The following is a 12,940-nucleotide window of genomic DNA, read 5'->3' as shown; positions in this document are numbered from 1 at the left end:
CGAGTGCTTGGTTTGGAACATGTCGTAATACCCCAATGCAGTGAGCAAGACCGTAATTCCGCAGAATACATACCAGTTTTTACTTAAGAAAACAGATAAGCCCAATGTTAGTATGACTAACAAGGTCGAAATAATGATAAACCCCTTACGCATAATACTTTTTATCTACTTTTTTTAAAATAATCCGCGAACTTAAAACGAATAAATTACTTAATCAAATAAATAACAAAGCTTTGTAGCCTCAGGAGGTTTTTTAAACAGATATAAGCCAGTACAGTACTGGCTTACAGCATTTTACTGCCAAAAGAAAAAGGAAGCAGCTCTTTTGCATCTTTAACAGACAGGATAGTGCCATTGGCACTGCGCATTAATATATGTATCGCTGCCTGCTGGTGTTGCGATACTTCATTGATCACCTGTCTGCAGATACCACAGGGAGATAAAACCTCGTGCATCATCGACGGATCGATCTGCTTTTTGGTATAGGTAATGGCAATAGAGGTAACCCTAACTCCGGGATGTAGTACGGCAGCCGTATGTAGTGCAACCCTTTCAGCGCAGGTACCGGCAGGGAAAGACGCATTTTCCTGGTTACTGCCCCTGATTATCTGACCATTGTCCAGTAAGACAGCCGCACCGACCTGAAATCCTGAGTATGGAGCATACGCAAGATGCTCAGCCGCATATTGCGCTTCCCGGATCAGTTCCTGTAAAAAAGGTTCCAGGGCCGAAGCCTCAGGAATAAGATCATACTCTAGCCGTAGAGATGGCATACTATATATTATATGATTATACGCAATATACTGAAATATAATATAACATATGCTAAACTTATTTTAGAACCGGAATGAAAAAGTATAGATTATATTTGCGCTGTAAAACAATTTGCTGCGGCAGATATAATATATATGCAAGAAACAGTTAATCATAGTTCAGGTATGAAAGGATTTTGGAAGTATTTTCTGGCCTCATTGCTGGCCATAGTAGTATCGGGGATACTGCTCATTTTTATTTTCTTTGGCTTTATGGGCGCATTGGCCAGTTCGGTGACGAGCAGCCAGGTAGCCGTGATCAAGTCCAACAGTATACTGGAGATAGACCTGTCCAAACCCATCAGTGAGATTCCGCAAGCCAATATCCTGTCGGCCATAACCGGCGGTGCACCTGCTGCAGAAGTTGGGTTGTTCGAAGTATTGAGCGCCATTGAAATGGCTAAAACAGATGAGCACATCAAAGGTATATTTTTAAAAGCCGGCGGTAACAGCAATGGCTGGGCTACTTCTCAGCAATTACGCAAAGCGCTGGAAAGCTTCAAAAGCAGTGGCAAATTTATTTATGCCTATGCAGATGGCATTACCCAGAAGGCATATTATGTTGCTTCGGTTGCAGATAGCGTATTCATCAATCCGGTTGGTAATGTAGAGCTTAAAGGCTTGAGTACTAATATTATGTTCTATAAAGGACTGCTAGATAAATTGGAAGTACAGCCTGAAATCTTCTATTGTGGAAAGTTCAAGAGTGCAACCGAGCCACTGAGAGCTTATAAAATGACAGATGAAAATCGTACCCAGATCTCGGCCTATCAGAATGATCTGTGGGCTGAAATGGTTGGAGTAGTCGTGCAGCATACAGGTATGGATAGTACCACGGTGGATTCTCTGGTAAATGCCGGCGCGATCCAGACCAGTGCAGATGCTATTCAGTATAAACTGGCAGACGGACTGAAATACCAGGATGAGGTAGAGCAATTGCTGAAAGCAAAATCTGGTATTGATGCGGATAAAGAGCTGAATTTTGCCTCTCTGTCTGATTATAAAAGCAGGTTATCTCAGAAACCAAGCAGTAATCACATCGCCTTACTGATTGCAGAAGGTTCTATTATAGATGGCAAAGCCGGTGCTAATTCCGGTTCTGTTATTGCCTCCGACGATTTTATTAAAGAGATCCGCAGGGTAAGAGACGATGAATCCATAAAAGCGGTGGTGTTGAGGGTCAATTCTCCGGGAGGGTCGGCGCTGGCCTCTGAAAACATCCTTCGCGAATTGCAGCTGTTAAAAGCCAAGAAGAAGCTCGTGACCTCTATGGGTGATTATGCCGCCTCTGGTGGTTATTATATTGCCTGTCAGTCAGATAGTGTATTTGCCATGCCTAATACCATCACCGGTAGTATCGGGGTGTTTGGGGTGATGATGAATACCGAAAAACTGTTTAATAATAAACTAGGTATCACTTTTGATGTAGAGAAGACCGCGCCAATGGCAGATATGGGTGATATGAACAGACCATTTACCGAGCGGGAGCGCCAGATCATTCAGCATGGAGTAGATACTATATATAGCACCTTTAAAAGCCGTGTAGCCGCAGGCCGTAAGCTGGATATTGCTTATGTAGACAGCGTAGGGCAGGGTAGAGTATGGACTGGTAAGGCAGCCCTTAATCTGCACCTGGTAGATGGCCTGGGTGGTATGGACAGAGCGATAAAAGCAGCAGCGAGTCTGGCCGGCATCAGCGAGTACAGGGTCGTGACGTTTCCAAAACCAACTTCGGATATTGAACGCCTGCTGAAGATGGTGAATGGTAAAGATGCAAATAGTGCATTGTTGACCAAGCAATTGGTACAGAACGAATTAGGCTTTAGCTTTGATGCATATCAACAGTTTAAGCTGCTGATGAATAACCGTAACCAGGTGTGGATGATGTTACCTTTCTTACCCGAAACGAAATAAGGTTACGATTCCTTAAACAAACAAATTAGGCTGAATATACTCGTTGTATCATGGATATGCAGTATATTTGGAGGTTGAAAATTAAATACAAACACGAACAAACATATTATGGCTGAAGTAGTACGTATGCCCTTATTAAGTGATACCATGAAAGAAGGTGTTATCGCGGGCTGGCACAAGAAAGTTGGAGATAAGGTAAAAGCGGACGATGTAATTGCAGATGTGGAAACAGATAAGGCAACTATGGAAGTAATGCCCTATGTCGACGGTACCATTTTATACATCAGCGACAAAAAGAATATTCCGGTAAACGATATTTTAGCTATTATAGGCAAAGAGGGTGAGGATATATCTTCTTTCCTGAATGAATCTGCTGCGCCTGCAGCACCTGCTGAAGCCGCTCCGGCTCCGGCGGCAACTGCACCTGCTGCAGCGGCTCCGGTTGCTGCTCCTGATACATCACTGGCAAGTGTAATTCAGATGCCATTGTTGAGCGATACCATGAAAGAAGGTAAGATCGCGGCATGGCTTAAGAATGTGGGTGATACGGTTAAATCTGACGATGTTATCGCAGAGGTAGAAACCGATAAAGCGACAATGGAAGTAATGCCTTACGCGGATGGCGTATTATTATACCAGGCCGTTCCTGCGGGACAAGGCGTACCGGTAAATGGTGTTATGGCTATCGTGGGTAAAGCGGGTACAGATGTACAGCCATACCTGGATTACTATGCACAAAAAGATAAAGCACCTGCTGCTGCTGAAAGCACTTCAGCTCCGGCACCAGCTGCATCAGCATCTGCTCCTGCAGCACCTGCAACGGAGGCAAAGACAGAAAGCGATGATAGTCGTGTGAAAATCTCTCCACTGGCGAGAAAAATGGCTAAAGATAAAGGTATCACCCTCTCTGAGCTGAAGGGCAGCGGAGATGGTGGCCGTATTATAAAGAAAGACGTAGAGAATTATGTACCTGCTGCTAAAGCAAGCACTGCTTCCGGTACGGCTGCACCTGTAATTGCAGGTCAGGAATCTCATACAGACATTGAGTTATCTCAAATGAGAAAGGTAATTGCACAGCGCCTGAGCGAGAGCATGTTTACTGCCCCTCACTTCTATCTGAAGATGTCTGTAAATATGGATAAAGCGATGGATGCCCGTACGGCAATGAACGCTATATCTGAATCCAAAATTTCCTTTAATGACCTGGTGATCAAAGCATCTGCAATGGCACTGCGCAAGCACCCTGCTGTAAACAGCAGCTGGATGGGCGATTTCGTAAGAGAAAACCACCATATTCATATCGGTACTGCTGTAGCTATAGAAGACGGCCTGATCGTTCCGGTAGTGAAATTTGCAGATCAGAAACCGCTGTCGGCTATTGCTGCAGAAGCGAAAACACTGGTTAAAAAAGCAAAAGATAAAAAACTGCAACCACAGGAATTTACTGGTAATACCTTTACCATATCTAACCTGGGTATGATGGATATCGATGAATTTACGGCAATCATCAATCCACCGGATAGCTGTATCCTGGCTGTAGGTAAAATCGAAGCAACTCCGGTTGTAGAAAACGGTGAAATCGTGGTACGTAATATCATGAAACTGACCCTGAGCTGCGACCACCGTGTGGTAGATGGTGCTGTGGGTGCTTCATTCCTGCAAACACTGAAAGCTTACCTGGAAAACCCGGTAACGATGCTGGTATAAGACCTCAACTGGTTTTACATATAAAAAATGCGCTGCAAGATTCTTGCAGCGCATTTTTTATATCCATTATGTTGATTATTTTCTTCTATTAATCAATTTTTAATATATCTATTGATAAATATGTGATATGATTTCATTTTATGTTGAAAATTATCTTCATTTTTGATCTGTATTACATCCATGAAAATTTTGAATGTAATAGAACAATGATTAACCCAAAACATCCGAGGTACTATAACTTCCAAGAAGTTTTTAAGAATAAATCAGATGGAATTTGAAAGAATTTTCAAGTTGGTCATTTAAATAAAATTATTTTATAACAAAATTTAGTAAACACAATGAAAAAATTAATTCTATTTACAGCAGTTGCATTTGCTGGATTTATGACTTTCACCGCATGTCAAAAAGAAGAGAGCAGTCAGAACAAACTTGAGAAGAGTCAACTTAAAACTATTTCCACTGAATTGAATATGGACAATTTCGATGATTACATCACATTTGGAAATATGCATAATCAATCTTTAGAGTATTACTATAACCGTTTGACTAATAATCCTAATGAATCTCAATATTTAGTAACAACTAATGGGATAGTATCAGGGATTCATGATTATTTTGACCAGAATGGCATGGGATCAGTTTCTGCGAATTTTTCAAATTCTTTTTCAGATCTTATTAGCAAATTTCAACTTAACAGTGACTTAAGTAATTTACGAACTAATTATACAAATGGTATTAACAGTGATATACAACGTAATCTTACAGCAGTTCAAAATGAATACTTCAGTATACTTTACAAGACTGAGGATTTTCAGAATGCTGATGCATACAATCAGACTGTAACTAATTTAATGAATAATTTAAAACTTGATAATAGATTAAGCAGCAGAGATAAACAGACAATCTATTTAGCAGCTTCAATTGGTATTTCATCTTTTAAATATTGGGAGGATAACCATGTTAAATGGCAGACAATAGCTGCCAAAAACATTGCTGGTCGTACTGCTACCCAGTATTGGAAAGAATTTACAAAAGCAGATATTGGAGGTGCCATAACAGGAGGAATCGGCGGTGCATTTGCAGGTGCTGTAACTGTACCGGGTATTGGAGCTGTTCCTGGTTGGGTACTCGGAGCTGTTGGTGGTGCTATAGGAGGGTCTGTTTCCTGGGCTATCATGGATGCTATTTTTGGATAAATTCAAATCTATGAAAAAACTACTTATCAGCGCCGTGCTCTATTGGGCCATATTATCATTGTTTAATTATTTTTTGGTTTGGGGTAATCTGGGAAAAGCAATGCTTTCCTCCCTATGTGCAACAATAATATTCGTATCCATATTTGGCATATTTAGAAAGAGGAGTAAACCCTAATTGATATGCAACAAAGTATGTCACAATTATAATGGGGGCATAGAGATTACAATAACTGAAAAAACCCTGTATGGAAACACAACTGAATAAACGTTGGCTGGCAATTATTTGCATTCCTACTATTTGAATGATCATTCCCTCGCATGGTGAAACAATAATGATCATTAAGAAAGCAGTGCTCGGAGTTTCGGCTGCCCTCACGTTAATTTATCTATATTATACAAGTAAGAAGCAACAGGATCTTAATAAACGATGGCTTGGATTTACTACCATAGTTATTGCATTCGTAGGTGTTGTGATACCTTCCTATCATAATGAGACACTTAAGATAATCAAAGACGTAACATTAGCTATTACTTTTATCCTCCTGGCGATTTTTTTGTATTACAATAGACATAATACAAAGCGTATGAAGTATGCTATTCTTTATGGAATATTTGCTTTGATCATTGGAATTATTGTGTATTACTTAAAAACTAAAAGATAAGTATTCAACTGTAAAACATTATCTGGCAATAGTTATGGCTATTGCCAGATATTATTATTGAAATGAAGTCTGATGATAGTGCCATTATCGAAGTAAGTAGCCAAATTGTTACGGCCAAATTAGCCGGTAAGCTACCGTTTCCATTCGTTCTGTTACATTAATTTTATACCACACACTTACTACCTATGTTTAAAACATTATTCAACAAAAAGGATTTTCTCGGCTGGGTATTGCTGGGCATCAGTGCCTGTTTATCGTATGCGCTTTCTCTTTTACCGAAAGATATGCGTGCGTTTAAAAACAGTGCAGGATTGATATACCTGTCTTTATTACTCATATTATTCCTGGTGGCTTGTCATCGCCGCAAACTGAATGCTTATGAACTGGGTTTAGGCATTGTCGTGTTCCTCCTCGCGGGTGCTTATATGTTTTATTCGATACAGTAGCCGTGTAGCAGGGCTATAAAAGCCCTGCCTGGGTTAATTAAGGTTAAACAGGGCCTGATTAACCTTAATTAACCGGGTACTCTGCATCACGGCTTTTATTTTTGATGAAAATTAAATGAAGCATTCTTTATGAGAAAATTGTTTTTATTATTCGGAGTATGTGCAATAGTGTCAGGAGGCAGCCTCTATGCACAACTCAGCAAAGGCGGTCTGCCGCTTTCGTTCCAGGACAAAACTATATACAATAGTATGCCGGTAGCTACTTATGCCAATCCGGACTGGGATGCGTTTCTGCAACAGGAAAAAGAACAAACCGGTACCAATCGCCCTTTGCAGGTCGCTCTACTGACCGGTACGGATTTCGGCTTCCCGCAATCTGGCCAGCTCATCACCTTAGATAATGGTCAGAAAATATGGAGAGGCAAGATACAGATATCAGGCGCACCAGCCATCGGTTTACTCTATGATCGTTTCTTTCTGCCCAAAGGCGTGCGCATGTTCCTGAGCAATGCCAATCAGCAGCAGGTAATGGGTGCATTTGATCACAGTAACAATATCGAGGATGGGGTATTCTCTTCAGATGCAGTACAGGGCGATGTCATTACTGTCGAATTGAATATTGATGCAAATGTAGACATGAACGATATCAAACTGCATATTGATAAGGCCATGGTCTTCCACCGTGCTATCGAGCACCTGAAGCTGTATTCCATTTCCGGAGATCAGCCCCTGGATCAGATCGATGCACAGCTGAATGGCAGATCATCTGTCTGCAACATAAATGCTATCTGTCCGCAGGGCACCGGTTACGGTAATAACCGTACCGCAACCGTTCAGATCATCCACTCCGACGGGTCGGCCTGTAGCGGAACTTTGGTAAATAATACCGGCAATACTACAGCTAGTTGTAAGCCATATATCCTTACCGCATCACACTGTAATCAATCCGGTTCAGAAGATGCCAATAACCCCTTTAATCAATACCTGGTACGTTTCAATTTTGAAAACGCCTCCTGTACAGGTGGGGCCGCTGCAACAACCAGTCATACCCTGCAAGGCGTAAGGAAGGTTGCCCGTTCGGCCTACTCATCCGCTACTCCTGCAGATCAAACCAAAGGCGACTTTATGTTGTATGAGCTGTTACAGAATATTCCTACCGCAGCAGGTGCTACTTTATCCGGCTGGAATAATAGTCCGTCTATAGCCAACAGCTATACTGCCCCTAAGAAGTTCATAGGATTTCACCATCCTTATGGAGATAATAAAAAACTATCTACTACCCAGTCTATGCAGAGTGCCGATGTAGGTGCGAGTGGTAGTCACTGGGAGATTATTTGGAATCAAGGTTATGTAGCTCCCGGCTCTTCTGGTAGTGGTCTGTTTAATGGTGATGGTCTACTGGTAGGTGTAGCCTCTGTAGCAGGGGAGTATCAGCCACCGGCCAGCTGTAAAGTAGATGCTTTCGGAGCTACTGTATATGCTATGGATGCCATCTATTACAGCAAGTTTGCCTATGACTGGGATTATAGTGTAGATGGTACAGCCACTACCCGCAAGCTGAAGCCATGGCTGGACCCGGCTAATACCGGTGCCACTACCGTTGCTACGGTGAAATCCGACTGTTCTGCGGCCAATACAACAAGTATCAATACCGTAAACAGAGACCTGTCTGATAATATTTCCGTTTACCCTAATCCGGCTACAGGCGATCATGTACAACTGCAATACAACCTGCAGGCGGCGACAAATCTGTCTGTTACCCTGTATGATGTAACTGGTAAGGCAGTATATCAGACTGAAGTACTAAAAGCACAATCCGGTATGAAAAAGCTGGATGTAAGTAGTTTGCCAAATGGTATCTACCTGGTGAAAGTAGCGGCAGAAGATGGTTTTGCTACCAAAAAGATTATGATTCAACGATAGTTTGAGAGATATAGGTAATAAGAACGGTTCGGAATATCCGAACCGTTCTTGCGTTTAACACAATCACACCTCCACACTATTATAACAGGCCCCTACCATCTCGGATGGTTTGGGCGGTAATGATTATTGTAATGGCGGGGTGCATGATACATATGTGGACGGGCATAGCCGGGACTACGGTAATAACCATGTGGCCTGTAATGATTTTGGTAATATGGACGTGGATAAGGACTCACCACGCAGCTTTGAAAAAGCATCGCCCCTAAAAATAAAAACAGGGCATAAAAAACAAAGGTTTTCATTTTATTATTGGTTTTATAAGTTGTCAGTCTATGACGCCAACTTATATCCAAGGTTTAAGCCGCAAGCCCTTATAAACAGGCTTTAGCACTGCATTAAGTTAATGTGATGTTGCGGTTGGAATGCTAGCGTGCGTATTCAGGTGCTTTGTCATTGGACTAACATATTTTTTAGCAGCAATATTAATATTCGTAATTTCGTTAATATTGTAAGCTTAATTTTTATTTGAAGAATAAATGAAAAAATCTCTATTAATCGGTGCAGTCCTGGCAAGCACAATATATAGTGCCCAGGCGCAGATCAGCCAGGGTGGCCTGCCACTGTCTTTACGCAATAAAGTATCCTACAGCAACATTCCATTGTCCAGCTACAGTAATCCGGACTGGAATGCTTACCTGGAGCAGGCTTCGGCAGATTTTAATCAGCCATATCTGGCCGGTTTGTATACCGCTGCAAATTTTGGTTTTCCAGAGTCGGGTCAACTGATTACCCTGGACAACGGGCAACGTATATGGAGAGGACAGATCATGGTGCAGGATGCACCGGCGATAGGTCTGCTGTACGATAAATTTCATCTGCCCAAAGGGGTGCAATTGTACCTGAGTAATGAAACGCAGAACCAGGTTTTAGGCGCTTTCGATGCTACTAATAATGATCCTTCAGGCGTATTTATTACAGATGCAGTTCAAGGTGGACTGGTTAATGTAGAGTTGAATATCGACCCTGCTGTAAACCTGAGCGATATTCAGTTACACATCGATAAAGCAATTGTATTTCATCGTGCTATTGAGCACCTGGCGCAGTATACTATTGGTGGCGGACAGACCATTGCCTCTGCCATTGACAGCGCACTTATTGGCACCTCATCTGTATGTATGATCAATGCGATCTGCCCGCAGGGAGATGGCTATTCACGCGATAGAAAAGCAACCGTACAAACATTATTGCCGGCAGGTAACGGTGCCGCACTGTGTTCCGGTACATTGGTCAATACCACCGCAAATAGTACTGCTAACTGTAGTAAACCTTATATTCTTACCGCATCTCACTGTGAGGGTACAGGTTCTTTAAGTAATACCACCTTCAACCAGATACTGGTTCGTTTTAATTTCGAAAAAAGTGCCTGTGCCGCTTCAAGCCAGGTGCCTACGGCACAGTCTATGACCGGTGCTAATGTGATTGCCCGTGCCAACTATAACGAATCCTTCTCTACTTCAGATATTAAAGGAGACTTTTTGTTGTTACAGCTGCGCCAGACGGTACCCGCTTCATACAATGCGATTGTAGCCGGCTGGAACAATAATGCCAACATCAGCCGCACCACCAGTGCTCCTAAGAAATTTATAGGATTTCACCACCCGGCGGGCGATGCTAAAAAAACATCTTATACTTATACCATAGGCAGTACTGATCTGGGTTCTGGTGTAAGTAATACGCACTGGGAGATGATGCTGCAGGAAGGTTATGTTGCCGGAGGATCTTCTGGTAGCGGTTTATTCAACCCGGATGGCTACCTGATCGGTATTGCATCCGTTGCCGGAGAGGGCAATCCGCCGTCTTCCTGTCATGTCAATGCCAAAGGCCAGGTAGCAGATGTATATGCTATGAACTGGGTGACCTACAGCAGATTTTCTTTTGACTGGGATTACAGCATTGATGGTACCGCCAATAATCGTAAGCTGAAACCATGGCTGGATCCAAATAATACAGGCGCAGCCACTGTAGAATCTTTAAATGCAGCAGATTGTTCAACCGTGTCCAGTACAGGAATAAATACGGTAAACAAAGACCTGTCTGATAATGTAACGATCTATCCTAATCCGGTTGTAAGTGACAATGTACAATTGCAATACAACTTACCTAATGCCGGTAATATGTATATTACCGTGTATGATGTAAGTGGTAAGACAGTGTACCAGGCAGAAGTCGTAAAAGCACAATCAGGCGTGCGCAAGCTGGAACTGAGCAACCTGCCAAATGGTATGTACCTGGTAAAAGTAGCTACAGAAGCAGGATTCACCACTAAAAAAATAATGATTCAGAAGTAATCATAATGAATAACACACACAAAGGAGCGGTACTGTATATAGTACCGCTCCTTTGTCATTTTTTTGAAGTACAGGTCCAGGGAGCAGATTTACATCTATTTTTTCGTTAATATTGTAAGCTCAATTTTATAATCATTTATAATGAAAAGGTCTTTATTAATCGGCGCAATACTGGCAGGTACATTTTATGGTGCACATGCCCAGATCAGCCAGGGAGGTTTACCCTTATCTTTCCAGACAAATGTCAACTTTAGCAATATTCCGGTAGCCCGGTATGCCAACCCGGACTGGGATGCTTACCTGGCACAGGACAAAGAAGATACACGTTTTACCAAACCATTCCTGGCAGCTTTGTACACTACCGCTGATTTTGGATTCCCGCAATCGGGTCAGATGGTAACACTGGATAACGGCCAACGTGTATGGAGAGGACAAATCAGTATTGACGGTGCACCGGCTATTGGTCTGCTGTATGATCGTTTCAATCTGCCTAAAGGCGTACGTTTATACCTGAGCAATGAAAACCACAAACAGGTATTAGGTGCATTCGATGCAGAGAATAATGACGCATCCGGTACGTTTGCTACAGATGCTATACAAGGTAATAAGGTAACTGTAGAGCTGAACATTGATCCTTTTGTAGATATTAATGCCATTGAACTGCATGCTGATAAAGCAGCCGTTTTTCACCGTGCGATTGAGCACCTGCGCGTCTATGCAGGCAACCAGCCGCTGGACCAGGTCGACGATCAGCTGAACGGTTTATCTTCTACCTGTATGGTGAATGCAATATGTCCGCAGGGTACACAGTATGCCAATAACAGGAAAGCTACTGTACAGATATTGATTCCGGCAGGGCAGGGCTATAGCCTTTGCTCCGGTACACTGGTGAACAATACGGGTAATGCAGTAGGTAGCTGTAAGGCTTATCTGCTGACGGCTACACACTGTGAGGGAACAGGCTCTGTGTCCAGCACAACTTTCAACCAGGCACTGACCCGTTTCAATTTTGAATATAAAAACTGTGCCGGAACAGGTGCGGAGCCGACTTCCAATACCATGGTTGGCCTGAACTTTGTAGCACGTGCTGATTACAATTCCAATGTAAGTACAAATAACATCAAAGGTGACTTTATGCTGCTGCAGATGAAACAAGCTATCCCAAGCAGCTACGATGCAGTATTGTCTGGTTGGAACAACAGTGGTAGTATTGCTACCAGTGTCAGCGAGCCTAAAAAATTCATCGGCTTCCATCACCCAGATGGTGATAATAAAAAATTATCGTACACCCACCAGATCCAGTCATCCAACTTAGGAGCGGCTAATACGCACTGGGCAATGTTTCTGGAGAACAGTTATGGATCTACCGGTTCATCGGGTAGCGGATTGTTCAATGGAGATGGTTACCTGATTGGCCAGTTGTCTATTGGAGGCAATCAAAGTGTACCGGCTTCCTGCATCAATAATGCTGCCGGTCAGGCAACTAATATCGGTGATTATGTAGCCTACAGTAAGTTCTCTTACGTATGGGATTATAGTGTAAATGGTACCGCAGATAACCGCAAACTGAAGCCATGGCTTGATCCAGCTAATACTGGTGCGACTACTGTTGATGCAGTGAAATCGAACTGTTCGGTGATCACAACAACAGGTATCAGAACAGCTGCAAAAGACCTGTCAGATAATATTTCTGTTTATCCTAACCCGGTAACTGATGGTAACCTGGTGGTTCAATACAACTTTACATCCAGTCAGGATATCAACGTAAAAGTATATGACCTGTCTGGTAAGGAAGGATATACAACGGGCTTTGCTAAGGTACAGAATGGTAACCGCAAGCTGGATCTTTCCGGTTTATCCAACGGTATGTACATGGTAACCTTCTCTACAGAAGAAGGATTTGCTTCGAAAAAAATAATGCTTAGAAAATAA

The 12,940-nt window shown here is 42.5% G+C and carries 8 protein-coding genes; 7 read left to right on the top strand and 1 reads right to left on the bottom strand.

Going from position 1 to position 12,940, the window contains the following annotated elements; all coding sequences use genetic code 11:
* Positions 1-284: 284 nt before the first annotated feature.
* A complete protein-coding gene (locus tag EMP01_RS00090; protein WP_129019461.1) occupies positions 285-773 on the bottom strand; it encodes a cytidine deaminase in 489 nt (162 codons plus the stop codon).
* A 165-nt stretch (positions 774-938) separates the two neighbouring features.
* Here EMP01_RS00090 and sppA point away from each other — a divergent pair, with 165 nt between their 5' ends.
* From sppA to EMP01_RS00055, 7 genes are all read left to right on the top strand, one after another.
* On the top strand, positions 939-2,726 hold the full coding sequence (sppA, locus tag EMP01_RS00085) for a signal peptide peptidase SppA (protein WP_161971174.1): 1,788 nt from the start codon (positions 939-941) through the stop codon (positions 2,724-2,726).
* A 108-nt stretch (positions 2,727-2,834) separates the two neighbouring features.
* A complete protein-coding gene (locus EMP01_RS00080; RefSeq protein WP_129019459.1) occupies positions 2,835-4,433 on the top strand; it encodes a pyruvate dehydrogenase complex dihydrolipoamide acetyltransferase in 1,599 nt (532 codons plus the stop codon).
* A 338-nt stretch (positions 4,434-4,771) separates the two neighbouring features.
* The gene (locus EMP01_RS00075) at positions 4,772-5,629 is read left to right on the top strand and encodes a hypothetical protein (protein ID WP_129019458.1); all 858 of its coding nucleotides are present in this window, start codon (positions 4,772-4,774) and stop codon (positions 5,627-5,629) included.
* An 847-nt stretch (positions 5,630-6,476) separates the two neighbouring features.
* Complete coding sequence (locus tag EMP01_RS00070; RefSeq protein WP_129019457.1) at positions 6,477-6,737, top strand: hypothetical protein; 261 nt, start codon at positions 6,477-6,479, stop codon at positions 6,735-6,737.
* Between the two features lie 129 nt (positions 6,738-6,866).
* Positions 6,867-8,660, top strand: coding sequence for a T9SS type A sorting domain-containing protein (locus tag EMP01_RS00065; protein WP_129019456.1), 1,794 nt, complete (start codon positions 6,867-6,869; stop codon positions 8,658-8,660).
* A 536-nt stretch (positions 8,661-9,196) separates the two neighbouring features.
* Positions 9,197-11,008, top strand: coding sequence for a T9SS type A sorting domain-containing protein (locus EMP01_RS00060; protein WP_129019455.1), 1,812 nt, complete (start codon positions 9,197-9,199; stop codon positions 11,006-11,008).
* Positions 11,009-11,149: 141 nt separating this feature from the next.
* Positions 11,150-12,940, top strand: coding sequence for a T9SS type A sorting domain-containing protein (locus tag EMP01_RS00055; RefSeq protein WP_129019454.1), 1,791 nt, complete (start codon positions 11,150-11,152; stop codon positions 12,938-12,940).

Source organism: Edaphocola flava (assembly GCF_004118155.1).
GTDB lineage: Bacteria > Bacteroidota > Bacteroidia > Chitinophagales > Chitinophagaceae > Edaphocola > Edaphocola flava.
Note: the sequence above shows the minus strand (reverse complement) of the source record. Positions and strands in the feature narration are given on the sequence as shown.

Bases quoted from the DNA above. Each gene is read 5' to 3' on its own strand.
- EMP01_RS00070 (WP_129019457.1), top strand. From the start codon at position 6,477: ATGTTTAAAACATTATTCAACAAAAAGGATTTTCTCGGCTGGGTATTG.
- EMP01_RS00080 (WP_129019459.1), top strand. From the start codon at position 2,835: ATGGCTGAAGTAGTACGTATGCCCTTATTAAGTGATACCATGAAAGAA.
- EMP01_RS00060 (WP_129019455.1), top strand. From the start codon at position 9,197: ATGAAAAAATCTCTATTAATCGGTGCAGTCCTGGCAAGCACAATATAT.
- sppA (WP_161971174.1), top strand. From the start codon at position 939: ATGAAAGGATTTTGGAAGTATTTTCTGGCCTCATTGCTGGCCATAGTA.
- EMP01_RS00075 (WP_129019458.1), top strand. From the start codon at position 4,772: ATGAAAAAATTAATTCTATTTACAGCAGTTGCATTTGCTGGATTTATG.
- EMP01_RS00090 (WP_129019461.1), bottom strand. From the start codon at position 773: ATGCCATCTCTACGGCTAGAGTATGATCTTATTCCTGAGGCTTCGGCC.
- EMP01_RS00065 (WP_129019456.1), top strand. From the start codon at position 6,867: ATGAGAAAATTGTTTTTATTATTCGGAGTATGTGCAATAGTGTCAGGA.
- EMP01_RS00055 (WP_129019454.1), top strand. From the start codon at position 11,150: ATGAAAAGGTCTTTATTAATCGGCGCAATACTGGCAGGTACATTTTAT.